23 protein-coding genes are annotated in these 23,239 nt (G+C 63.3%); 12 read left to right on the forward strand and 11 right to left on the reverse strand.

All coding sequences use genetic code 11. The features are described from left to right. Nucleotides 1-25 precede the first annotated feature (25 nt). The 7 genes from P0D71_RS18205 to P0D71_RS18235 all read left to right on the forward strand — a co-directional run bounded on the left by P0D71_RS18205 (nt 26) and on the right by P0D71_RS18235 (nt 7,630). Nucleotides 26-1,849, forward strand: a complete 1,824-nt coding sequence (locus P0D71_RS18205) for a hypothetical protein (RefSeq protein ID WP_408481387.1) — start codon at nt 26-28, stop codon at nt 1,847-1,849. Between the two features lie 171 nt (nt 1,850-2,020). Further along, nucleotides 2,021-2,704 carry a chorismate--pyruvate lyase family protein gene (locus P0D71_RS18210; RefSeq protein ID WP_408297158.1) on the forward strand — a complete coding sequence of 228 codons (684 nt, stop codon included), beginning with the start codon at nt 2,021-2,023 and terminating at the stop codon, nt 2,702-2,704. After that, complete coding sequence (locus tag P0D71_RS18215; RefSeq protein WP_408481389.1) at nt 2,704-3,177, forward strand: DNA-deoxyinosine glycosylase; 474 nt, start codon at nt 2,704-2,706, stop codon at nt 3,175-3,177. The genes P0D71_RS18210 and P0D71_RS18215 overlap by 1 nt, the downstream gene beginning before the upstream one ends. Further along, nucleotides 3,174-4,106 carry a class I SAM-dependent methyltransferase gene (locus P0D71_RS18220; RefSeq protein WP_408183336.1) on the forward strand — a complete coding sequence of 311 codons (933 nt, stop codon included), beginning with the start codon at nt 3,174-3,176 and terminating at the stop codon, nt 4,104-4,106. Before P0D71_RS18215 ends, P0D71_RS18220 begins: the two co-directional genes overlap by 4 nt. A gap of 432 nt (nt 4,107-4,538) precedes the next feature. Next, nucleotides 4,539-4,778: a DUF3311 domain-containing protein gene (locus P0D71_RS18225; RefSeq protein ID WP_007175718.1), complete on the forward strand. Its 240-nt coding sequence runs from the start codon at nt 4,539-4,541 to the stop codon at nt 4,776-4,778. Then, a complete protein-coding gene (gene mctP / locus P0D71_RS18230) occupies nt 4,778-6,328 on the forward strand; it encodes a monocarboxylate uptake permease MctP (protein ID WP_091796139.1) in 1,551 nt (516 codons plus the stop codon). The genes P0D71_RS18225 and mctP overlap by 1 nt, the downstream gene beginning before the upstream one ends. Before the next feature lie 177 nt (nt 6,329-6,505). Beyond that, nucleotides 6,506-7,630, forward strand: coding sequence for an FUSC family protein (locus tag P0D71_RS18235; RefSeq protein WP_408481392.1), 1,125 nt, complete (start codon nt 6,506-6,508; stop codon nt 7,628-7,630). A 115-nt stretch (nt 7,631-7,745) separates the two neighbouring features. Here P0D71_RS18235 and P0D71_RS18240 read toward each other — a convergent pair whose 3' ends face one another. The 5 genes from P0D71_RS18240 to P0D71_RS18260 form a co-directional block, all read right to left on the reverse strand. Then, nucleotides 7,746-8,162 (reverse strand): VOC family protein, encoded by a 417-nt coding sequence (locus tag P0D71_RS18240; RefSeq protein ID WP_408183341.1) that lies wholly within the window; start codon nt 8,160-8,162, stop codon nt 7,746-7,748. A 249-nt stretch (nt 8,163-8,411) separates the two neighbouring features. Then, entirely contained in the window at nt 8,412-9,365 is a 954-nt protein-coding gene (tal, locus tag P0D71_RS18245; protein WP_091796133.1) for a transaldolase, read from the reverse strand. Between the two features lie 292 nt (nt 9,366-9,657). Then, nucleotides 9,658-10,878 carry a benzoate/H(+) symporter BenE family transporter gene (locus tag P0D71_RS18250; RefSeq protein ID WP_408481394.1) on the reverse strand — a complete coding sequence of 407 codons (1,221 nt, stop codon included), beginning with the start codon at nt 10,876-10,878 and terminating at the stop codon, nt 9,658-9,660. A gap of 48 nt (nt 10,879-10,926) precedes the next feature. Next, the gene (locus P0D71_RS18255) at nt 10,927-12,102 is read right to left on the reverse strand and encodes a vWA domain-containing protein (protein ID WP_091796130.1); all 1,176 of its coding nucleotides are present in this window, start codon (nt 12,100-12,102) and stop codon (nt 10,927-10,929) included. A gap of 112 nt (nt 12,103-12,214) precedes the next feature. Then, nucleotides 12,215-13,057 carry an AAA family ATPase gene (locus P0D71_RS18260; RefSeq protein WP_007175711.1) on the reverse strand — a complete coding sequence of 281 codons (843 nt, stop codon included), beginning with the start codon at nt 13,055-13,057 and terminating at the stop codon, nt 12,215-12,217. A 460-nt stretch (nt 13,058-13,517) separates the two neighbouring features. Here P0D71_RS18260 and P0D71_RS18265 point away from each other — a divergent pair, with 460 nt between their 5' ends. Both P0D71_RS18265 and P0D71_RS18270 read left to right on the forward strand, forming a co-directional pair. Further along, nucleotides 13,518-13,886, forward strand: a complete 369-nt coding sequence (locus tag P0D71_RS18265) for a c-type cytochrome (protein WP_007175710.1) — start codon at nt 13,518-13,520, stop codon at nt 13,884-13,886. A 58-nt stretch (nt 13,887-13,944) separates the two neighbouring features. Beyond that, complete coding sequence (locus tag P0D71_RS18270; protein ID WP_095420040.1) at nt 13,945-14,328, forward strand: c-type cytochrome; 384 nt, start codon at nt 13,945-13,947, stop codon at nt 14,326-14,328. Nucleotides 14,329-14,457: 129 nt separating this feature from the next. Here P0D71_RS18270 and P0D71_RS18275 read toward each other — a convergent pair whose 3' ends face one another. The 3 genes from P0D71_RS18275 to rsxB form a co-directional block, all read right to left on the reverse strand. Continuing rightward, nucleotides 14,458-14,892, reverse strand: a complete 435-nt coding sequence (locus P0D71_RS18275; protein WP_035551992.1) for a DUF1841 family protein — start codon at nt 14,890-14,892, stop codon at nt 14,458-14,460. Between the two features lie 145 nt (nt 14,893-15,037). Further along, nucleotides 15,038-15,682: an endonuclease III gene (gene nth, locus P0D71_RS18280; protein ID WP_091796126.1), complete on the reverse strand. Its 645-nt coding sequence runs from the start codon at nt 15,680-15,682 to the stop codon at nt 15,038-15,040. Between the two features lie 19 nt (nt 15,683-15,701). Continuing rightward, the gene (rsxB, locus tag P0D71_RS18285; protein ID WP_408481396.1) at nt 15,702-16,541 is read right to left on the reverse strand and encodes an electron transport complex subunit RsxB; all 840 of its coding nucleotides are present in this window, start codon (nt 16,539-16,541) and stop codon (nt 15,702-15,704) included. A 225-nt stretch (nt 16,542-16,766) separates the two neighbouring features. On the opposite strand from rsxB, the gene P0D71_RS18290 reads away from it, so the two are divergent. Then, nucleotides 16,767-17,399 carry a TetR/AcrR family transcriptional regulator gene (locus P0D71_RS18290; protein ID WP_012432273.1) on the forward strand — a complete coding sequence of 211 codons (633 nt, stop codon included), beginning with the start codon at nt 16,767-16,769 and terminating at the stop codon, nt 17,397-17,399. A 115-nt stretch (nt 17,400-17,514) separates the two neighbouring features. Here P0D71_RS18290 and P0D71_RS18295 read toward each other — a convergent pair whose 3' ends face one another. Both P0D71_RS18295 and P0D71_RS18300 read right to left on the reverse strand, forming a co-directional pair. Next, entirely contained in the window at nt 17,515-18,792 is a 1,278-nt protein-coding gene (locus tag P0D71_RS18295) for a polyhydroxyalkanoate depolymerase (RefSeq protein ID WP_408183348.1), read from the reverse strand. A gap of 180 nt (nt 18,793-18,972) precedes the next feature. Continuing rightward, on the reverse strand, nt 18,973-20,853 hold the full coding sequence (locus tag P0D71_RS18300; protein WP_091796122.1) for a glycoside hydrolase family 15 protein: 1,881 nt from the start codon (nt 20,851-20,853) through the stop codon (nt 18,973-18,975). Nucleotides 20,854-21,081: 228 nt separating this feature from the next. On the opposite strand from P0D71_RS18300, the gene P0D71_RS18305 reads away from it, so the two are divergent. Continuing rightward, nucleotides 21,082-21,327 carry a hypothetical protein gene (locus P0D71_RS18305; RefSeq protein WP_408297502.1) on the forward strand — a complete coding sequence of 82 codons (246 nt, stop codon included), beginning with the start codon at nt 21,082-21,084 and terminating at the stop codon, nt 21,325-21,327. Between the two features lie 231 nt (nt 21,328-21,558). Here P0D71_RS18305 and P0D71_RS18310 read toward each other — a convergent pair whose 3' ends face one another. Next, nucleotides 21,559-21,711 carry a DUF3096 domain-containing protein gene (locus P0D71_RS18310; RefSeq protein WP_073429502.1) on the reverse strand — a complete coding sequence of 51 codons (153 nt, stop codon included), beginning with the start codon at nt 21,709-21,711 and terminating at the stop codon, nt 21,559-21,561. A 232-nt stretch (nt 21,712-21,943) separates the two neighbouring features. Here P0D71_RS18310 and P0D71_RS18315 point away from each other — a divergent pair, with 232 nt between their 5' ends. Then, nucleotides 21,944-23,236, forward strand: a complete 1,293-nt coding sequence (locus P0D71_RS18315; RefSeq protein WP_408481399.1) for a lactonase family protein — start codon at nt 21,944-21,946, stop codon at nt 23,234-23,236. The last annotated feature ends 3 nt before the right edge of the window (nt 23,237-23,239 follow it).

Here is a 23,239-nt window from a genome sequence, read left to right on the forward strand (position 1 = left end):
AGCAATTCACGCAACTGATTGATCGATGTTGATGCACGAAACAGATTTACTACTCAGCACTTCCTTCTCCGACGATGTCGCCGCAATCACCGCACATGCCGACGCCTGCTTCGCCGCGGGGCGTCATCTCGAAGCGATAGCCGACTACCAGCGGGTCCTCGCCGAACAACCGCAAAACGTACATGCGCTCCACCGTCTCGGCCTCGCATCTTTCCGTGTCGATCAAATGGCGCGGTCGCGCGAGTATCTCGATCTGGCATTGAACCTCGCGCCTGAGCGCGCGGATATCTGGGAGCACCGCGGCTTGATCGCCGCGCTGGGCGGCGAGCTGATCGCGGCCGAAGCGTTCTACCATCGCGCCATGAGCCTGGGTGGCGGCACCGCGAGCCTGCATCGCAATCTGGCCGACTGCCTGAAGCTTTCGATGCGACTCGCCGAGGCACACGGGCACTACCTCAAAGCGCTCGAACTCGAGCCGGCATTGCATCATGCGGTGCGCGCGCTGGCGCGAATCAGCACGCAGCTCGAAGGTCATCAGCACGCAGCGGACTACTGGCTGCGTGCCTGGCGGCTCGACTCGACGCATCTGCCCGACGCGCTCGAATTGATTGCGGCTCTATGGCAAGCGCAGCGCGGCGACGCGATCGACGGTGTGCTCGCCGAGTTGCGCACTCGTTTCGCGGCGGACGCCTCCGCGCTGCAACAGGTGGCTTACACGCTGAATGGCGTGGAGCGTTTCAGAGACGCGATCAGCGTCGCGATTCAGGGCATCGGCGTCGATCCGTATAACGGCTGGCTGCATCACAACGCGTCGTTTGCGTTCAACATGCTGGGCGAGTTCCCGGCTATGCATGCGCATGCTGTCGAAGCCGCGCGGCTGATGCCCGATCATCCGCTGATGCAATTCAATCTGGCTGCCGCGCAATTGCGCGCGGGCGACTTTAAAAACGGCTGGAAGCAATACCGATGGCATGAGGCATTGCCGGAAAATCGCGATCTGGCTCGCCCGGATTTTCCAGAGTGGCGAGGTGAGCCGGTGGCGGGTCGCCGCTTTCTGCTCGTTGGCGAGCAGGGGCTTGGCGATCAATTGCAGTTCTTGCGCATGGCCGACTGGTTGCATCGTCTTGGCGCGCAAGTGGATGTCTGGGTCGAGGTTCCGCTGGGCGAAGTCGCACGTCTCGCGGCGGGCGTGCATGCCGCGTGGACCACCGCGCCGCCCGGACCGTACGACTACTGGTGCCGCATGCTCAGAATGCCGGAGCCCATGCAGCTCGATCTGCCGATGTTGCCGCTCGCCACGTCTTACCTGCGTGCATCGCCGGCCCAGGCGCAGCGTTGGCGGAACCGCCTCGACGCCCTTGCGCCGGTCGGTGCGTGCGGCCCGTCTGCAAAGCGCGTCGGCATTGTCTGGGCCGGCAATCCGGCGTACGGGCTCGATCGCTACCGGTCCATTCCGTTGCCGCAATGGCTGCCGGCTCTGGAGCAAACCGGCGTGAGCTGGTTTTCGCTGCAAAAGGGCGAGGCGCAAAACGAGGCGGTGACGTGGCGCACGGATCTCGGCATGCACAGGCTTGGGCCCGAGATCGGCACGTTCGCCGATACGCTCGCGATCGTGCAGTCGCTCGATCTGGTCATCACGGTGGACACCGCGGTTGCCCATCTGGCCGGTGCGTGCGGCACGCCGGTCTGGGTGCTGGTGCCCACATTCACGGACTGGCGCTGGATGACGGAGCGTGACGATAGTCCGTGGTATCCGTCGGCGCGTCTGTTCAGGCAGCGCGAGTTGGGACGGTGGGATACGGTGCTCGATGAAGTCGCGCGAGCATTGCGCGATTTTGTCGCTACCTGAGAGCGCGGCGCGTTCTGGCGCGAGCAGGGCGGCGAAAAAGCGGAATGATCCGAAATCCGCAATCCAGTCGAAGTGCTTCGCGACCCGCGTCGTAACAGATGGAATCCGCTGAAGGAAAGGGCGTGCGCGGCGGGGAAGGGTCCGACGGCCGCGCCGTTATAATCCGACACCATGTCTATCCGTTTCGTTGCCGCCGACGCCCACTGGCGCGTCGCTCCCTTGCCCGGCTTGAGCGCCGCGCAGAAAGACTGGTTGACCCGCGGTGGTTCACTGACCGCGCATCTGCGTGCGCTCGGTGCTGTCGTGGTACGCGTGACGCATGAGGGCGTCGCGCTTCCGTGGGCCGACGAGAGCGCCGCGCTCGGTCTCGCGCCGCGCGCGCCGGTGTGGGTACGCGAAGTCGTCCTCGCGGTCGACGGCGTGCCGTTCGTGGCGGCACACAGCATCGCGCCGCTCGCCGCGAGCGCCGGCGTCTGGCAAGCCATGCGGCGCTTGCGCACCCGGCCGCTGGCCGAGTTGCTGTATAGCGACAGCAGCGTGGCGCGTTCGTCGCTGGTGAGCCGCAGATTGACTGCACGGCATCCGCTCTATCGGCTGGCGGCGCGCGCGGTCGAAGGCTTGCCGCCGCACGCGCTGGTCGCGCGCCGCTCGGTGTTCGAGCGCCACGGCGCGCCGTTGATGGTGACCGAATGCATGCTGCCGGCGCTATGGGCGCATCTGGCGGGCTTGTCTCACGCGAGCTGGTCGGACGAGTGGCTCGCGCATCCGCGCGTGCGCGAACACGGCCGTCCGCTCGAGCACACCGCATCGCGCGCGCATCCCGCCACGCGCGCGACCGACGAGCGGCGCCGCTGATGCTGCGCGGCTTTCCTCCCGTCGCCGCGGCGGATACGCATACGCTGATTCTCGGCAGCTTTCCCGGCGAGGCGTCGCTCGCCGCGACACAGTATTACGCGCATCCGCGCAACCAGTTCTGGCGGCTTCTCGGCACCGTGCTCGACGAACCGCTCGCCGAACTCGACTACGAAGAGCGTCTGCGGCGCGTGCTGGCTCACGGCATCGGTGTGTGGGACGTGCTCGCCGCCTGTACGCGCGAAGGCAGTCTCGACGCGGCGATCCGCAATGCCAGTCCGAACGATTTCGCTTCGTTGCGCGAGCACGCGCCGAAGCTCGCGAAAGTCTGCTTCAACGGCAAGACGGCGGGCCGCTTCGCGCCTGTGATCGGCGCCGCGGGCTACGCCACCCTGGTATTGCCTTCGTCGAGTCCGGCGAATGCTATGCTCTCGTTCGACCAAAAATTGCGTCTTTGGCGCGACATCCTTACATGACGAAATTGATCAAGCGCGCTTCCGCTGAAGCGCGTGCCTTCCGCAACCGTGACGCTGACGCCGCCGGCGGTCGTCCTCAAAAGCAGAACGAGCAGAAGCTCCTGCGCGGCAAGAAGCGCGCTTCGCACGACGAAGATCTGCAGGACGCGCCGCAAATCGAAGCGCCGCGCAAACCCCGTTTCGCGCCGGTGACGTTCTCGGAAGAGGGCGGCGTGCGCTTCCTGCATTTCGGCACGGAGTGGGTTCAAGGCGCGATGCGTCTGCGCAAGCCGGATCACATCGAACTCGAATACGCGCAGCAGATGATGGCCTGGCTGCTGTTCATCGAAACGCCCAGGCGCATCGTCCAGCTCGGTTTGGGCGCCGCGGCGCTGACCAAGTTCGCGCACCGCTTCCTGAAGCACGCGAAGGTCGAGGCGGTGGAAGTGAACCCGGCAGTCGTGGTGGCGGCGCGGACCATGTTCGAACTGCCGCACGACGACGCGCGTTTGAGCGTGCACGAAATGGATGCATGGGACTTCGTCAACGACCGCGCCAACCACGGCACGATCGGCGCGCTGCAGATCGACGTCTACGACGCGACCGCGCGCGGTCCGGTGCTCGACAGCGTCGGCTTCTATCGTGCGGTGCGCGCGTGTCTGACCGAAGCGGGCGTGGTGACGGTGAACCTGTTCGGCGACCATCCGAGCTTCGTGCGCAACATGAAGCGTCTGAACGAAGCCTTCGACGGCCGCGTGGTCGCGCTGCCGGAAGTGCACGACGGCAACCGCATCGCGATCGCGTTTTCGGGGCCGCCGCTCGAGGTCCCGTTCACGGCGCTGCAAACGCGCGCCAAGCTGATCGAAACCGAACTCGGTTTGCCCGCACGCAAGTGGATCAAGGGCTTGCAGGAATCGACCGGACAGACCGGCGCCGCGTTCTCGATCTGATCTGGTGTGCCGAAGCGGTCGGACTCGCACCAACCGGGTCCGGCCCGAAGCAGCATAGAGGCGCCATTGCCGAGCTGCCTCTCCCTTCGCCGTTGCGCCCACGCGACGGTTGCCTGCAGCACCATCCATCGCGCATTGAATAGCCGGTCCGCGTCCCCGTGACGCGGACCGGCGGCCTGTCAGAGCCAGGCCGCACGGACTCTCCCGCGCCCCGCCTCATCGCATCGACAACACCCATTCGGACACCCCGTCACCGACCCCGAAAGCACGGTCGTGCTCGGGTCGTCCCTGCTTGACCGGGCGTTCGCGGCTCCTATACTCTTTCGAAGCTTTCGGGGCGCCCGTTGGCATTCGCGAGGCGACCCCTCGCTGCGGGATCCACCACCCGTCAAACACGGGCCAACATTTCAATAATAGGGAAGAGGAGACGTCATGGCTCACGACGCCGACGCGAACAAAGCCAGCAAGCACTGGCTCTGGTTGCTGCTGTTGCCCTGGATCGCAATGATCTGGGTGCCGTCATATAACAAGGTCGAACCGGTGCTGTTCGATTTTCCGTTCTTCTACTGGTATCAGCTTCTGTGGGTGCTGATCAGCGCCGTCATCACGGCGCTCGTGTACTTCAAGACCAAGACGCGCTCGAATGGCCGTCCGCAAGGGGGCGCACGATAATGAACGCCACAGCAACTTTCGTCTTTGTTCTGTTTTTTATCGGCGTCACGATTCTCGGCTTTATTGCGGCCCATTGGCGGCGTGGCGACCTCGCGCATCTGGAAGAGTGGGGCCTTGGCGGCCGGCGCTTCGGGACCATCGTCACCTGGTTCCTGCTGGGCGGCGACCTGTACACGGCGTACACCTTCATCGCCGTGCCGGCGCTGGTGTTCGGTGCGGGCGCAACCGGTTTCTTCGCGCTGCCATACACGATCCTGATCTATCCGTTCGCGTTCGTCGTGTTCCCGAAACTGTGGAGCATCGCCAAACGTCAGGGCTACGTGACATCGGCGGACTTCGTGTCGGCGCGCTATGGCAGCCGGATGCTCGCTCTGGCGGTCGCCGTGACCGGTATCGTCGCCACCATGCCGTATATCGCGCTGCAACTGGTGGGTATCGAAGTGGTGATCGGCGCGCTCGGTTTCGACACCAAGGGCTTTGTCGGCGATCTGCCGCTGATCATTGCTTTCGCGATTCTCGCGGCCTACACGTACACCTCGGGCCTGCGCGCGCCGGCCATGATCGCGGTGGTCAAGGACATCCTGATCTACATCACGATCTTTGCCGCGGTCATCGTGATTCCGCCGCAACTGGGCGGCTTCGGCCACATCTTCAGCATCGTGCCGCCTGCCAAGCTGTTGCTGAAGGCGCCGGACGTCTCGAGCCTGAACGGCTACAGCGCGTACGCGACGCTCGCGGTGGGTTCGGCGCTCGCGCTGTTCCTGTACCCGCACTCGATCACGGCGGTGCTGTCGTCGAAGTCGGGTAACACCATCCGCCGCAATATGGCCATGCTGCCGGCCTACTCGCTGGTGCTCGGCCTGCTCGCGCTGCTCGGTTTCATGGCGCTGGCCTCGGGTGTGAAGGACATGCCGGAGTTCGCGCCGTACTTCAAGGCGTTCGGCCCGAACTTCGCGGTGCCGGCGCTGTTCCTGCATTACTTCCCGTCGTGGTTCGTCGGCGTGGCGTTCGCGGCAATCGGCATCGGCGCGCTGGTGCCGGCGGCGATCATGTCGATCGCCGCCGCGAACCTGTACACGCGCAACATCCACAAGGAGTTCGTCAACCGCAATATGACGCATGAGCAGGAGACCAATGTCGCCAAGCTGGTCTCGCTGATCGTCAAGGTCGGCGCGGTGGCGTTCATTCTCGGTCTGCCGCTCACGTACGCGATCCAGTTGCAGCTGCTCGGCGGTATCTGGATCATCCAGACGCTGCCGGCGATCGTGCTGGGTCTGTACACGCGCGTGCTCGACTATCGCGGCTTGCTGGCCGGCTGGGCGGTCGGTATCGCAACCGGTACGTGGATGGCGATTTCGCTGAAGCTGGCCGGTTCGATCTTCACGATCCACCTGTTCGGCATGGCGATTCCGGGCTACGCGGCAGTGTGGTCGCTGATCGTGAACCTGGTGGTGTCGGTGGTGGTGAGCCTGCTGGTGCGCGCGGCCGGCATGCAGCGCGCCGAAGACCGTACCCGTCCGGAAGACTATCTGGACGTGGTCGAAAGCTAAGCACGACTAGCTTGCCTCGTTCCGCGTGACGGGTTCGAGAGCTTGAAAAACGCAGCGCCCGCAGACGAAAGTTTGCGGGCGTTTGTCTTGATGGCATTGTGTTGCCGATGTTTGTCTTGATAGGGCACTCCAGGGCAGGATAGCGGAACCATCCTTTACCGCATCGAGCGCGCCGCCATGGCTTCTGCCGATTCCCATACTTTGATTCCTCGCCGCTCGGCGTTCAGCCGGATGGTTCGCGCGGTGACGTCGCCGTACTACCGCTATCGCCATGCCAAGGTGCTGCATAGTCTGCGCGTCGGCGTGGCCATGCTGGTTTCGATTCTGGCGACCACCGGGATCGATATTCCGCACGGCATCTGGTCTTCGGTGACGCTGCTGGTGGTGATCGGCGGCTTGCAGCATCACGGCAACATCCGCAAGAAGGCGACCGAACGGGCGGCGGGCACGCTGCTCGGGGCGACGATCGGGCTCGGCCTGATCCTCCTGCAAAACCTGACCGGCTCGCTGCCGCTCACCTATGTGCTGATGTCGATCGTCGCGGGCATCTGCGCGTGGTTTGCGATCGGCTCGTCCGGGTATATCGGGCTCTTGACGGCCATCACCATGTGTATCGTCGCGGGTCACGGCGACAACCTGATCGATGTTGGCCTCTGGCGCACGCTCAATGTGCTGATCGGCATTGTGATCGCGTTGGCGTTTTCGTTTGCGCTGCCGTTGCATGCCACCTATTCGTGGCGCTACGGTATCGCGGCCAATCTGCGCGAATGCGCGCGTATCTACACGCGCCTGCTGGAAGGCGAGACGATCAGCGAGGAAGAGCAGGTCAAGCGCTTTCTTGCCATCAACAAGCGGCTCGTGCAATTGCGTTCGTTGATGCCTTCGGTGGCGAAGGAAATCGATGTGCCGCAAGCGAAGCTCGAAGAGATTCAGCGGCTGCACCGCTCGCTGCTCAGTTCACTGGAGTTGCTGGCCACCGGCCCGCTGATGCACGCCGACGCCGTAGCGCGCGCCGCCTATGCCAGGCAATGCGGCGCGGAGGTGAGCGCTGTGCGCGCGATACTGCTGGCAATGGCGCGTGGTCTGCGCTTTGGGCGGGCGACGCATTTCGGCATTCCGGCCGCGTCGCCGCTCGCGCAGCGGCACGGCGACGCGGCGCTCAAACTGCCGGCCGAACTTCAGGGGCCGTATTGGCTCGGACAACGGCTTGCCGAACAGGTTGACCGGCTGCGCGAGCAGTTGCTGGAAACGGAGTCGAACTGGAACATCGAACGGAATTCGCGGATGCCGGTGAGGGGTTAGGCTGGTGGAACCGACGAGGCGGCCGCGCCGGGTGCGATGAACCGTACTGCGCGCGATAAACCGCACTAGGCACGATAAGACGCGCTCCACGAGAGCGCCCACCGCCTCGCCGCGCTCAACCTTCCGGCAGCGTCACCATCCACATCAGACCGAAGCGGTCCACTACCATTCCGAAGCCCTTGCTCCAGAAGGTCGGCTGGAACGGCATCATGACCTGGCCGCCGTCGGCGAGGGCCGTGAAGTACTGTTCGGCGGAGGCCGTGTCGTCGGCTGTCAGCGAGAGGCTGAAACCGTTCATCGAGCCCGCAGCGGGATCGCAATGGCCGTCGGAGGCCATCCAGTCGGTCGAACCCATCCGCACGTTGGCGTGCATGATTTTCTCTTCGAGACCGGGGCGCGGCTGGTTTTGCGGATCGGGCGGCGCCTCCTTGTAACGCATCTTGAAGGTCACCTGGGCGCCGAGCTTCGCGCAGTAGTAGTCGAGCGCTTCTTCGCAACGCCCGTTAAAGAATACGTAGGGTTGAACCTGCATGATCGTCTCCCGGAATCGAGGTCAGTGGCGCCGATATCGCCCGCCAGGACTGGCGGGAAAGCACCCGTGAAGACGATTGTAGTCGCCGCTCAAACGGCAATTGTGACTATATGTCGTAGAGTGGGGCGCCGCACGCCACTGCCACACGCGGTCCTCGCAAACTCGCCGGTAAACGGCGCGCGGCCCTGAATCGTGAGATCCAGGGCCGCGGGTTGCGGGCGCCGGCGTTGAGCGCGGCGCGAGCGAGGCTTAACGCAGCGCGTCGATCAGCTTTTCCAGCTTGACCGCGTCCGCGGCGAAGGCACGGATACCTTCGGCGAGCTTTTCGGTGGCCATGGCTTCGTCGTTGACGAGGAAACGGAACGACGATTCGTCGACCGGCACGCGTTCAATGTCCGTATCCTTGGCGAGGTCGGGCGACAGCTTGCGCTCGACTTTTTCGGTGCTGTCCTGCAGTTTTTGCAGCAGATCCGGACTGATGGTCAGCAGATCGCAGCCGGCCAGTTCCAGAATCTGGCCCGGCGTGCGGAAGCTCGCGCCCATCACCTCGGTCTTGTAGCCGAACTTCTTGTAGTACGCGTAGATGCGGCGCACGGATTTGACGCCCGGGTCGTTGGCGCCGCCATCTTTGGCTTCGTCCCACGCGCTGCCGGCGTTTTTCTTGTACCAGTCGTAAATCCGGCCGACGAACGGCGAGATCAACTGCGCGCCCGCTTCGGCACAGGCCGCGGCCTGGGCGAGCGAGAACAGCAGCGTCATGTTGCAGTGGATGCCTTCCTTCTGCAGCACTTCCGCCGCGCGGATGCCTTCCCACGTGGAGGCGAGCTTGATCAGCACGCGTTCGCGGCCGATGCCGTGTTCCTTATACAGCGCGATCAGTTCGCGGCCCTTGGCGATCGAGCCTTCCGTGTCGAACGACAGGCGCGCGTCGACTTCGGTCGACACACGGCCCGGAATGATCTTGAGAATTTCGGTGCCGAATGCGATCAGCAACTGGTCGATGATCGCGCCGACCGGCTTCGACGCGTGCGCCTTGACGGTCTTTTCGAGCAACGGCTTGTAGTCGTCTTTCTGCACCGCTTTCAGAATCAGCGACGGATTGGTGGTGGCGTCTTGCGGCTTGTATTGGGCAAGCTGCTGGAAGTCGCCGGTATCGGCCACGACGGTGGTGTATTGCTTGAGTTGGTCGAGTGCGGTTGTCATGTTCGAGCCTTCAGGGCGCTCGTGCGCCGTGGTTCAGGAGAAATGAGATCGCCGCCGGTCTGAAAGACAGATCAGTTCCGGCGGCCGCGGGTCACGCTGCAGCATTGCCCGCCATGTTGCCGGGAAACGCTGCCGGATGCTTCTATTCTATGGCGATCGCCTGATGCAGTGTTGACACTTGGCCACGGCAATCCGTTCAAACGGATTTCGAACGGCAGTTGCCCGCCACCGTCGATGTGACGACGTGCAGGGCATTGCCGCCCATTATGCCGCCGCAGCGCACCATGGGCCCTCAGGCGCGCCGCGCGTTCAATACCAGTTGCGTCACCACGCCCGCTACCAGCCCCCAGAATGCCGAGCCGATGGACAGCAGCGTGAGCCCCGAGGCGGTCACCATGAACGTGACCAGCGCCGCCTCGCGTTGCTTCACGTCCTGCATGGCGTTGGTGAGGCCGCCCATGATCGAGCCGAACAGCGCCAGCGCCGCGACGGAGACCACCAGCGCCTTGGGCAAGGCCGCGAACAGCGCGGCGATGGTCGCGCCGAAAATGCCGGCGATCAGGTAGAAGATGCCGCACCAGACCGCGGCGGTGTAACGCTTGTCACGGTTTTCGTGCGCTTCAGGGCCCGTGCAGATCGCAGCGGTGATCGCCGCAAGATTGATGCCGTGCGAGCCGAACGGCGCGAGCAGCAGCGAAGCGATGCCGGTGGTCGAAATCAGCGGCGCGGAGGGCGTGCTGTAGCCGTCCGCGCGCAGCACGGCGATACCCGGCACGTTCTGCGACGCCATTGCCACGACAAAGAGCGGAATCCCGATGCTGACGCTGGCCGCCACCGAAAACGCCGGCATCGTGAACACGGGATGCGCCAGCGCGACGTGAAAGTGGCTGAAGTCGAGCAGCCCGAGTGCGCCGGCGGCCGCCGTGCCGACAATTAGCGTCGTCACGATCGCATAGCGCGGCGCGAGCCGTTTGACGACCAGATAGGTGAGGAACATGGTCAGCACGAGCGCGGTCTGGAACTGCGCGGCACGGAAAATCTCGATGCCGATCTCGAACAGGATGCCCGCCAGCAAGGCCGAGGCGATGCCCGCCGGAATTTTCCTCATCAGCGTATCGAACCAACCGGTCAGGCCGACCAGGGTGAGCAGCAGCGCGCACACGATAAACGCGCCGATGGCCACCGCGTACGGCACATGCGGCAGCGAGGACACCAGCAGCGCCGCACCCGGCGTCGACCAGGCAATTACGATCGGCGCGCGGTAACGCAGCGAGAGGCCGATCGTGCACACGGCCATGCCGATCGAAAGCGCCCAGATCCATGACGAAATCTGCGCATCGGTCAGATGCGCGGCCTGGCCCGCCTGGAACATCAGCACGAGCGAGCTGGTGTAGCCCGTCATCATCGCGACGAAACCGGCGACGATGGTGGACAGCGAGGTGTCGGCGAAGGGATTGAGGCGCCCAGGCGGTGTCGCGGCAGGGGACAAATCGGGCGATGACAGCGGACTCATGCAGATACTTTCTTATCGTGGAGGGTAAAGCGTAAAAATGTGACCGGACTATTTACTCAACGTGCGCATGGCGGTCTCGAGGCCGGCGAGCGTGAGCGGGTACATGCGGTGCCCGAGCACTTCGCGGATCGCACTGACCGACTGCCGGTACGCCCACAGGCCTTCCGGTTCGGGATTGAGCCACGCGTGATGCGGGAAATGATCGGCGAGACGGCGCAGCCAGACCGCGCCGGCTTCGGCGTTGTTGTACTCCACCGAGCCGCCCGGCTGCAACACTTCGTACGGGCTCATCGTCGCGTCGCCGACGAAAATCAGCTTGTAGTCGGGCGTGAATTTATGCAGCACGTCCCACGTCGGCATGCGCTCGGCGTGACGGCGGCGGTTGTTCTTCCACAGGAAGTCGTACACGCAGTTGTGGAAGTAGTAGAACTCGAGATGCTTGAACTCGGCTTTTGCGGCGGAGAACAGTTCTTCGGTGCGCTTGATGTGATCGTCCATCGAGCCGCCCACGTCGAGCAGCATCAGCACTTTTACCTTGTTGTGGCGCTCGGGCACCATCTTCAGGTCGAGCCAGCCGGCATTCGCGGCGGTGCTGCGGATCGTGTCGGGCAGGTCGAGTTCTTCGGCGGCGCCTTCGCGGGCGAAACGGCGCAGGCGGCGCAGCGCGACCTTGATGTTGCGCGTGCCGATTTCGACCTGATCGTCGTAATCGCGATAGGCGCGGGCTTCCCAGACCTTGACGGCGGTGCGGTTGCCCGCCGCGTCGCCGCCGATGCGCACGCCTTCCGGGTTATAGCCGCCATTGCCGAAGGGCGACGTGCCGCCGGTGCCGATCCACTTGCTGCCGCCTTCGTGGCGCTCCTTCTGTTCGTCGAATAGTTCTTTCAGGCGCTCCATGAGCTTGTCGAGGCCGCCCATGGCTTCGATCTGCGCTTTTTCTTCCGGCGACAGATCGCGTTGCAGCTTCTTCTTCAGCCAGTCGAGCGGCACGTCGAAAGCGAGCTCCGAGGCCTGTGCGACGCCGTTGAAATACGCGCCGAACGCCTGGTCGAACTTGTCGAAATATTGCTCGTCCTTGACCAGCGTCATGCGCGCGAGATAGTAAAACTCGTCGAGCGACGGAGCGATCACGTTGGCTTTGAGCGCCTCGAGCAGCGTCAGGTATTCCTTCACCGACACCGGCAGCTTGGCGGCGCGCAGCGAGTAGAAAAAATCGATCAGCATGCTGGGTCCTCTGCGGGCTCGGGTAGTCGGGGCGGCGGTCGTTTCAATGGCGGCCTCGCGGCGACTGCCCGGCGCCCGATCAATGATCAACCGACGCTCAGTCGACGATCTTTCAACGGTTATTGCGGTTCATGAAGATCAGCCGCTCGAACAGGCTCACGTCCTGCTCGTTTTTCAGGAGCGCGCCGTGCAGCGGCGGAATGATCTGCTTCTGGTCGGACGAGCGCAGCGCTTCGGGCGGAATGTCTTCGGCGAGCAGCAGCTTGAGCCAGTCGAGCAGTTCCGAGGTGGACGGCTTCTTCTTCAATCCGGCGACGTTGCGCAACTCGAAAAAGCTCTGCATGGCGGCCGCGAGCAGTTCCTTCTTGATGCCGGGATAGTGGACCTCGACGATCTGCTGCATGGTGACCGGGTCGGGGAACTTGATGTAGTGGAAGAAGCAGCGGCGCAAGAACGCGTCGGGCAATTCCTTTTCGTTGTTCGAGGTGATGATCACGAGCGGGCGCTGTTTCGCGCGGATCAACTCGTGCGTCTCGTACACATAGAACTCCATGCGATCGAGTTCACGCAGCAGGTCGTTCGGGAATTCGATGTCGGCCTTGTCGATCTCGTCGATCAGCAGCACCGTTTGCTCCTCCGATTCGAACGACTGCCACAGCACGCCCTTGACGATGTAGTTGCGAATGTCCTTGACGCGTTCGTCGCCGAGTTGCGAATCGCGCAGGCGCGAGACCGCGTCGTACTCGTACAGACCCTGCTGCGCCTTGGTGGTGGACTTGATGTGCCACTGCAGGAGCGGCATGCCGAGCGCCGCGGCGACCTCTTCGGCGAGCATGGTTTTGCCCGTGCCGGGTTCGCCTTTGATCAGCAACGGGCGCTTGAGCGTCATCGCGGCGTTGACCGCGAGCTTGAGGTCGTCGGTGGCGACGTACTGCGATGAGCCTTCGAAACGCATGGCGAGATGCTCTTTTTCGGGGAAAAAGCCCAGTATAAGTCAGAAGACCTGTTGGCCTGAAACCGGCTCGCGTAAGGTGTCACCCGCGGTGTCGCAGCGTGAAGCAAGGGTGCGCGCGGCGCGTGCGAGCGGCCCGGATGCTCGCCCGGCGGGCCCGGTGGGCGGGCGCGCCGGGCGGATCGGGTGGGTGCGGCGGCGAATGCCGTGTCGAATTGGTGCGCCGCTTCGGCATGCGAAGGCGGCCGCCACGCGGCGCCGGTCAGGCGCGGCGGAGCAAAGCGGCGCTAGGCGTGGTTTTGCGCCTGCCGGATGGGCCGCCGGCCCCGCGCGGTGGACGTTTGGCGCGGCGTCGCGGTACAATTAGCCCGATTTTTTTGGCCTGCGTGGCTACCCTATAAGAATAACGGCGCGGGCCGTTGCCTTTTGGTCGCCCGTTTCCCCTCAAGCCAGGTTACATGCTATGAATAAATTCGTTGGCAAACACGTCGTGATCGCAGCGCTGTCGGTGCTCGCGGGCTATGCGGCCAGTGCGCAGGCAGCGGATGTCGTCGGCAACGCTAAGGCGGGCCAAGGCAAGGTCGCGATGTGTATCGGCTGCCACGGCATCCCTGAATACCGCACGGCTTACCCTGAGGTCTACCGCGTGCCGATGCTCGGCGGCCAGAATCAGGCGTACCTCGAAAACGCCCTGCATGGCTACAAGAAGGGCGACCGCCATTTCGAAACGATGCGCGCCATTACCGCGTCGCTGTCGGACCAGGACATCGCCGACATCGCTGCTTATTACGCAGCGCAAAATTCCTCTTCGAAAAGCAATCCCGACAAGTGATCGGCTGCGGTCATCCATCCAGTCACTCGGCTATTAAATTCGCGGGATAGGAGAATTCATGAATAAGCCCCAACAGGCACTCCACACGGTGTTCAAGGCTGCATGCGCGTCGGCGGCAGTGATCGGTCTGGTTGCAGCGAACCTCGCGCACGCCGCGGACGCCGGCAACGGCAAGGTGCTGGCGGACAGCCACAACTGCGCGGCTTGCCACGGCGTGAACCTGAACAAGCCGGTGAGCCCGGAATATCCGAAGCTCGCCGGTCAGCATTCCGATTACGTGTACTGGTCGTTGCGCCAATACCAGATGGGCAACGGCAACCCGCACTTCGGTCGCAACAACGCGATCATGCAGGCGCAGGTGCAAAGCCTGTCGCAAAGCGACATGAAAGACATCGCAGCTTATGTCGAATCGCTGAACGGCGATCTGGTGCAGAAGAAGTAAGCGAGTCGCGTGGTTTGCGCGCGGCTTTTAGATTGAACAACACCCCGCCTCGGCGGGGTGTTGTGCTTTTGGAGGGGTGATTCGTGTGCGCGGTGTTGCGCGTCCGGTATTGCGCGTTCGGCGCCGGTCTCAGTCGCGCGTGGCGCGCCGCTCGATGCGTTGAAGATACGCGTCCGTGTCCGGCGGCGTGCCGGTGCGCTGCGCTTCCCAGATGGTTTCGCCGAGGCAGTCCATGATGGCGTGCTGTGCCTCGTGGGTCGAGCCGAGGCGCGCGGCGAGCCGCTCGTGCGCCGCGCGAATGCCGGGCGGCTGATCGATCGACAACTGTTCGGTGATGGCCAGATGCATCGACAGATGCAGGAACGGGTTGGTCTGGCCGCGCTCGGGCGAGTAGTCCTGCGCCTGGGCGGCGTCGCCGTCGGTCAGGTCGGCGTGATATTCGGGATGCTCGACGATCCAGTCGGCGGCGATTGCCTCCAGCGGCGTGAGAATTTCGCCTTGACGCTGCTTGCGCCAGGTGTCGGTGAAGAAGAGGCGGACTTCGTCGCGGCTAGGATTGAACATCGTGGGACCGGTGCGTGGAGTTGGGGCGTGTAGCGTAAGTCGTTGAAGCGTCAGCCTATGAAGCCAACGAGGCAGGCCGTCATTTTACGCTGCGGCGCTTCGGGCTGCTGGGGCGCCCCACGCCGCCGTGCCGGGCGGGCGACGCTCACAGGTCCGGCGCCGGTGTTTTCGGACGGAACTCGCACAGCGGTTCGATCACGCAATGCCAGCATTCCGGCCGGCGCGCCTTGCAGACATAACGGCCGTGCAGGATCAGCCAGTGGTGCGCATCCTGCCTGAATTCGGCGGGGGTGAATTTCTCCAATGCCGCCTCGACTGCGCGAACGTCTTTGCCCGGTGCAAGACCGGTTCGATTCGCAACCCGAAAGATGTGCGTGTCGACCGCGATGGTCGGATGACCGAACGCCGTGTTCAGAATCACATTGGCCGTTTTCCGGCCGACGCCCGGCAGACTTTCGAGCGCTTCGCGATCCTCGGGCACTTCGCCGCCATACTGGTCGAGCAGAATACGGCAGGTGGCAATGACGTTCTTCGCCTTGGTGCGATAGAGGCCAATGGTCTTGATGTAGCCGGCCACGCCTTCTTCGCCGAGATCGAAAACCTGCTGCGGCGTGTTCGCGACCGGGAACATCTTGCGCATGGCTTTGTTGACCGACACGTCGGTGGCCTGCGCGGACAACAGCACGGCGATCAGCAGTTCGAACGGAGTGGTGTACTCGAGTTCGGTTGTGGGGTGCGGATTGAGACTCTGAAGCGTCTCGTAGATGGCGCGGCGTTTGTTCGCGTTCATGCTCGGCGTGAAGGTGCGGTTAGCGCTTGTCGGGCGGTGTGCCGGTGTCGTCGCCGGCGAGTCCGAGACGGCGGCGGCGTGCTTCGGCGGCGTCGATCTGGGCCTGAACGTCGGCGCTCACCTGTTCGGTGTTCAGCGGACCTTGGCCCTTGGCGGCCAATTCTTCCTTTTTCTTGCGGGCACGTTCGAGCGCGGCCTGGATGATCGCGCGTTTCTTTGCTTCGGCGTCTTCCGCCGCGGGCGCGGAGGATGTCACCGCAGCGCCGGCTCGCGTTGTTTCGCTAACCTGAGCAGCCGGGCTGCTGCCTGTGCGCCGCGCTGCGGCACGTGCCTCGGCGGCCTCACGTTCGCGGGCGAGACGCGCTTCACGCCGGTCATGGCGTTCGCGCGCGGCGTTGGCCTGGGCCTGGCTCCACGCGTCCCAACCGGTTGCGTTGCCGGTCACGGGCGGTAGCGCGATACAGTCGACCGGGCAGGGCGGCACGCACAGATCACAGCCGGTGCAAAGCTCTGCAATGACCGTATGCATCTGTTTCGGTGCGCCAACTATTGCATCGACTGGACACGCCTGCATGCACAACGTGCAGCCGATGCAAACTTGTTCGTCGATAACCGCCAACGGACGTGGCCGTTCGACGCCATTGGCGGAATTGAGCGGAATCACCGGTTTGCCGAGCAGTGCGGCGAGCCGGGCGATGCCTTCGGCGCCACCCGGTGGACACTGGTTGTAATTGGCCTCGCCGCTCGCCACGGCTTCGGCATAGGGGCGGCATGCGGGGTAACCGCACTTGGTGCATTGCGTCTGTGGGAGCAGATCTTCAATGCGATCTGCGAGTGTTTTGATTTCTGTCACGGTCACGACGTGGGGCTTTTGGCTTGCGGCCGCACAGCTTGAACTAAATAGCACATTATCGCCGATTTCCCCAATTGCCATCCGCAATCCATGTGCCATAATCGAAGCGCTTTTTCGAAAGACCGCAGAAGGGTGTTCCCCCAACCAGCCCGTTCAGTGCTGTCGGTGCAAGGCCCGAGGAGAGGCCGGCGGCGCGATCCGGATAACGCGGCTCACGAAGACGATGCCACCATGAATCAGCCGAAAATCAAAAGAGATCCTGAAGGCACACGGCGCCGCATTCTGCTCGCGGCGGCCGAAGAGTTTGCAAATGGTGGGCTATTCGGCGCGCGCGTCGATCAGATCGCCCGCCGCGCGGAAACGAATGAACGCATGCTCTATTACTACTTCGGTAGCAAGGAGCAGCTTTTCACTGCCGTACTCGAGCACGCGTTCAGCGCGCTCAATGAAGCGGAGCGCACGCTCGAACTCAACGGCATCGCGCCGGTGGAGGCCATTACGCGTCTTGCGCATTTTGTTTGGGATTACTACCGCGATCATCCCGAGTTACTGCGTCTCATCAACAACGAGAATCTGCACGAAGCACGCTACATGCAGAAGTCCACGCGCATCCGCGAAATGATCTCGCCGATCGTCGCCACGCTTGGCGGCATTCTCGAGCGTGGCCAACGCGCGGGGCTGTTTCGCACCAATGTCGACCCGCTGCGTTTCTATGTCACGCTGTCCGGCATGGGCTACTACATCGTGTCGAATCGCTTCACGCTCGAGGCCACGCTCGGCCGCGATTTCAGCAGCGCAAGCGAGCGCAGTGAAGTGATTCAGATGAACACCGAGTTGCTGCTCGCGTATCTGTTGCGCAAGTAGGCTGCAGCCCCAATCGCGGGTGGAGGCTTCGGGATCCTCATAAACGACAACGGCCTCCGAAGAGGCCGTTGTTGCCGACTGGCTGTGCGTGATGCGCGTGCTGTGCGTACGCCGCTCAGGCTTCGACTCTTTCCTTCGCGACCTTCGTCACCTTGTTGTGCTCGAGGATGAAGTCGCGCAACTGCGGATAAATGATGGTGCGCCAACGGCGTCCCGAGAAAATGCCGTAGTGGCCGCACTTTTCCGCGGTGAAGTGACGCTTGTTTGCTTCCGGAATGCCCGTACACAGTTCGTGCGCGGCATAGGTCTGGCCGTCGCCGGAAATATCGTCGAGCTCGCCTTCAATCGTGAAGAGCGCGGTCTTCGTGATGTCCTGCGGTTTCACCCGTTCGCCGGAGACGTCCCACGTGCCTTCGGCGAGGCTGAACTCCTGGAACACCACGCGTATCGTGTCGAGATAGTAGTCCGCGTCCATGTCGAGCACCGCGTTGTACTCGTCGTAGAAGCGGCGGTGTGCTTCCGCGTCGTCTTCGTCGCCGCGCAGCAGGCTTTGATAGAAGTCCCAGTGCGACGCCGCGTGACGTTCCGGATTCATTGCCACAAAACCGGTGTGCTGCAGAAAGCCCGGGTAAACCTTGCGGCCGACGCCCGGATAATTCGGCGGGACCGTGAAGATCACGTTGTTCTCGAACCATTCATACGAATGCTGCGTGGCAAGCGAGTTGACCGAGGTCGGGCTCTTGCGCGCGTCGATCGGGCCACCCATCATGGTCATGGTGCGCGGCGTATCCTCGCCGCGGCTCGCCAGCAGCGAAATGGCGGCGAGCACGGGTACGGTCGGCTGACACACCGAGATCACATGCAGATTCTTCGCGCCGATGTGGCGGATGAATTCCTGAATGTAGGCGACGTAGTCGTCCAGATGAAATTCGCCGGCCTCGAGCGGCACCATGCGCGCGTCGATCCAGTCGGTCAGATAGACCTTGTGGTCCTGCAGCAACGTGCGCACGGTGTCGCGCAGCAGCGTGGCGTGGTGCCCTGACAACGGTGCGCATACCAGCACGACCGGCTCATCTTTCAATTGGGTAACAGCGTCGCTGTCGTCCGCGAAACGCTTGAAGCGCATCAGGCGGCAAAACGGCTTCTCGATGATCGTCTGCTCGATGATCGGAATGTTGTGACCGTCTTTGACAATCTGATGAAGATTGAACTCGGGTTTTTCGTAATCTTTACCCAGCCGGTAGAGTAATTCGTACCCGGCGGAGAGGCGCGTGGCGCCCGGCACATAGGCCAAGGGGCTGGCGGGATTCGCGAAGGATTTGGACGCGGCCTGAGCCCAGGCGGTGAGGGGGCTCAACATAGCCCGCTGGAATTCGTGCAGTTGGTAGAGCATGGGTGCTCCGTTTTAAGCGGTTCGCATGGGGCTTCGCAAACACGCGCAGGGCGTTGCGGCAGGCCAATTTGTTTGTGGGCACATTGTTTTTCGGCCGACAGTCTGATCGATCATATCGAACTAAGCGCAATTGTGCAATGCAGCAATTCGCGTGCAGCTGCCACGCAAACTGTCATTAAATCATGCTACTGGCGATGTTGCCGTGCCGCTATCGGGGCTTGCCGCAACATCAAGTTCTGTTTCTCCGGTGCCGTTATGGGGAGGTTGCCCTGTCGCCTGCGCCATCGCCTGTTCGTGCTTCATCAGGTTCAGGCCGGTATGCACGAGGGCCACATGCGAAAAAGCCTGTGGAAAGTTGCCCACCAGGCGCTGCGCACCCGGATCGTACTCTTCCGCGAGCAAACCGACATCGTTGCAGAGCGCGAGCAGCCGTTCGTACATGGCGATCGCTTCGTCGAGGCGGCCTTGCAGCGCGAGGTTGTCCACCATCCAGAACGAACACGCGAGAAACGTGCCTTCTCCTGGCGGCAGGCCGTCGTCGTATTCGGTGGTGCGATAGCGCATGACGAAACCGTCATGCATCAAGTCCTTCTCGATGGCCGCCACGGTGCCTTTGACGCGCGGATCTTGCGGCCGCAGAAAGCCCACCAGTGGCATCAACAGCACGCTCGCATCGAGCTGGTCGGTGCCGTAGGATTGCGAAAACGCGTTGAGCGCGGGATTCCATGCCTTTTCGCAGACTTCCGCATGGATTTGCTCGCGGGTGGCGCGCCATTCGTCGAGCGGGCCGTCGAGCTTGAACATTTCCGCCGAGCGGATGGCACGGTCGTAGGCGACCCATGCCATCACCTTCGAGAAGGTGAAATGCTGGCGGCCGCCGCGCGTTTCCCAGATGCCTTCGTCGGGTTCCCGCCAGATCGTGTCGAGGTGGGAGAGCAGCGCGCGCTGCACGTTCCACGCCGTGTCGTCCGCCTGCAGGCCGCCGACCCGCGCGAGATGCAGCGCATTCATCACTTCGCCATAGACGTCGAGCTGGCGTTGGCCGACCGCGTTATTGCCGACCCGCACCGGTTTTGCGTCCTGATAGCCCGGCAGCCAGTCGAGTTCGAACTCGGGCAAACGCCGCTCGCCCGCGATGCCATACATGATCTGCAACTGGTCCGGCGCCCCGGCCATGACGCGGCCAAGCCAGGAGCGCCACGCGCGGGCTTCGTCGAAGTAGCCGCCGCGCATCATGGCGAGCAGCGTGATCGTGGCGTCGCGCAGCCAGCAATAGCGGTAGTCCCAGTTGCGGGTGCCGCCGAGTTGCTCCGGCAGCGAGGTCGTGGGCGCGGCGACGATACCGCCGGTCGGCTCGTAGGCGAGCGCCTTGAGCGTGATCAGGGAGCGGCGGATCGGCTCGGCCCAGCGTCCTTCCACCGTGCTGCGCGCCGACCATTCGAGCCAGTGGTTCTCGGTGCGCGCAAGCGACGTATGCGGGTCGCGCGCCGGCGGAATGCGCAGATGCGAGGGCGAATAAGCCAGCGAGAACGGCACCCGCTCGCCTTCGCTGACGGTGAATTCGGCGACCGTTTTCATGTCTTCGCCGCGCAACGCGACCGGTGTGCGCAACACGGCGGTATCGGGCCCGACGATCGCCTTGATGCCGCTGTCGTGCTTGAGGCGGTCGACCCACGGAATCGAGAAACCATAATCGAAGCGCAGCACGAGTTCCATCTTCATGCGCACCGTGCCGCGTTGGCCGACGACGATCCGCACCAGTTCCGACCAACCGTTGCCCGGCGGCATGAAATCGACCAGCGTGACGGCGCCCTCGGGCGTATCGAAATGGGTTTCGAGGATCAGTGTTTCGCCGCGATAGCGGCGGGTGACGGTGGGCGGCGTGTCCGAGACCGGCGAGATCAGCCAGCGGCCGTTGCCGGGCGTGCCGAGCAGGGCGGCGAAGCAGGCGCCGGAATCGAAGCGCGGCCAGCAGAGCCAGTCGACGGAACCTTCGCGGGAGATGAGCGCGGCCGTGTGGCCGTCGCCGACGAGCGCATAGTCTTCGATGTGTGCGGGCATGGGGAGCGGAGTCAGTATGGCGCGCGGCAAGGAGCGCCGCGCGTGTCGTTGTTGTTACCCGACTCGCGCGATGCGCTTTGGTTCACCGCACATTGCCGCGAAACGCGAGTTGGTAATCTGTCAAACGAATGCCTACAATCAGATTTCATGCCGACGCCCGGAGCATTCCGGATGATGGACCGGCCCCGCCCATGGCGCATACAGACGCCGTTTCCGAGGACCAAAGCTATGCCGAACCCGTCGAAATCCGATTGCATCACGATTCTCTCGGCCGCCAGCGAGCTTGCCGACGATTCGTTGTTGCCGCTCGATCACGGCCGGCTGGGCCTGAGCCGCAACGGCATGCTGGCAGCCGCCGCCTTTCTGGTCGAACGGGCCTGCTTCCGGCGTTATCAGGAAGGCGATGGCAATTATGCCGTGGGCGCTCTTTCGTTGCAGGGACGTCTGCGCCTCGACCAGCTTTCGAACGGCTGACCGCAGGCCTTCGTGGTCGGCGCGCCGCAGTAACCGCAATCTGATCGCGCTTGCGGCGAGGGTACACCGCTTCGCCGTGCCGCCGCGTTTTATCGCTTCCCTCGTGTTCACGTCTCCCGCGCACGTGACGTTGCGTCACGCCTTGTGTGCGCACGCGAAGCGGAACGGCACCGGGCCGTGACTGCGCCCGGTAGTGCGTCTCATGCATGCGCAAGCGGGTGCCGCCCAGCCTCAGAAGTGCGAAGCCCCCACGCCGAAGATCCCAATGATGCCGATGATGATCAGATAGAGCGCGACGATGTAGTTCAACAGGCGCGGCATGACGAGAATCAGAATACCGGCGATCAACGAAACCAGCGGGCCCAAACTGAGTGTGACGTTCATGAAGACTCCGTAGAGTGAGACGCGATTGAAAAAATGCCCCGTCAGGCGGGACAATGGCTACTTATGCTGCGGCTCGACGTATCCACTGGATACCGCCAGCCGCATTAACAGCATGATCCGACACAACGCTTTTATACTTCTTTCGATAAGAACAACGCTCGACCGATGGCGCGGCAGACCAGAGACACCCTTAAAACCGGTTCAACCCAATAACGAATGAACAGGAGGTCATATGCTTCGTCGTCACCGGGCCGCGACGCGTGCCGTTGCAGGTTCTCACCTGCCTGCTGCTAATGGCATTTCACAACGCGCGGGGCAAGCTGCTCCGTCGCGCTCCGCCCGCTCGATAATAAAAGGTTTCGCGCTCATGGTCTCGATTGTTGCTTCGCACGCTTTTGCGCAAGATTCCGGCCCGGTTCCCGCCGACGGTGTCTACGACATGCTGGTCGGCACGTACACCGGCGCCAGGAGTGAAGGCTTGTACGTCTATCGCTTCGACACGAAGACGGGCGAAGCGACGCGCGTCTCGGTCGCGCCGACGGTCAATCCGTCGTATCTCGTGGTGAGCCGCGACCGCCGTTTCGTCTACGCGGTCAACGAACTGCCCGGTGACAATGGCCCGGCCTCCCAGCGCGGCGGCATCAGCGCGTTTCGATTCGACGCCGCGAGCGGCCAGCTGACGTTCCTCAACAAGGTGTCGGCGGACGGCAATGATCCGTGCTATCTGAGCCTCTCGCCGGACGGCAAATATCTGCTGACCGCGAACTACTCAGTGGCAGCCGACCCGGGCGGCAGTTTCGCCGTGTTTCCGTTGCAGGCCGACGGCCAGGTCGGCGCGTCTGTGCTCACGGTGCCTCACGAAGGCGGTGGTCCGGTGAAAGGCCGCCAGGACAATTCGCACGTTCACTCCACCGTGTTCTCGCCGGACGGCCACTATCTGTTCGCGCAGGATCTCGGCGCGGACAAGCTGTACTCGTACCGCTACACGCCTGATGGCAGCCGCGGCCTGTTCGGCCCGACCGACTGGCGCTACACCCAGGAGAAAGCGGGCACGGGGCCGCGCCATCTGGTGTTCGGCGCGGACGGCAAGCACGCGTATCTGACCAGCGAACTGGCCGCCACGGTCAGCACGTTCAATTACGACGGCGGCAAGCTCACGCAGGTGCAGACCGTGCCGCTGACCGAGCCGGGCTTCAAGGGCGCGGTAGGCGCGGCGGCGATTCATCTGTCGCCGGACGGGCGCTTTCTGTATGCCACCAATCGCGGCGACGCGAACGAGATCGTGATCTTTTCGGTGGACCCGACCAACGGGCATCTCAAGAAGATCGGGCGTCAATCGAGCCTCGGCAAATCGCCGCGCGAATTCGCGATCGATCCGACCGGCAACTGGCTGATCGTCGGTAATCAGAATAGCGATACCGTGTATGTGTTCAAACGCGATCAACAGAGCGGTTTGCTCGAAGCGAATCCGAAGCACTTCGAGCTTGGATCGCCGGTGGATTTCAAACTGGTCTCGCCATCGTAAGCG

Source organism: Paraburkholderia sp. RL17-383-BIF-A, from assembly GCF_046028015.1.
Lineage (GTDB): Bacteria > Pseudomonadota > Gammaproteobacteria > Burkholderiales > Burkholderiaceae > Paraburkholderia.